The organism is Psychrobacter sp. TB20-MNA-CIBAN-0197, assembly GCF_040309765.1.
Classification (GTDB): Bacteria; Pseudomonadota; Gammaproteobacteria; order Pseudomonadales; family Moraxellaceae; genus Psychrobacter; species Psychrobacter submarinus.
Window position 1 is genome coordinate 1 of sequence record NZ_JBEOPC010000942.1, and the last position, 257, is coordinate 257.

The window sequence follows — 257 nt, forward strand, 5'->3', positions numbered from 1 at the left end:
GCCCAAGACAGCAAGGAATAAGAAGACGCGAATAACAGAGGCAATCAAAATGCCAGAGACCGAGCTTCTGGTCACAGAGTCTAGGTTTTCTTCTCCGCTGACGCCTGCTTCTAACAAGCGATGAGCACCAGAGAAAGTAATATAACCACCAACCGTACCGCCTACTAAGGTTACGATCGCTACCGCATCTATCTTATCAGGCATAATGGTTTTGGTAACTGCTTCAGCTAATGGTGGATCAGACTTAAACATTACAT

General features: G+C 45.5%; 1 pseudogene. It reads right to left on the reverse strand.

What is annotated here, in order from left to right:
- Nucleotides 1–257: pseudogene (locus AAEY83_RS16650) on the reverse strand (hypothetical protein); the annotation flags it as partial.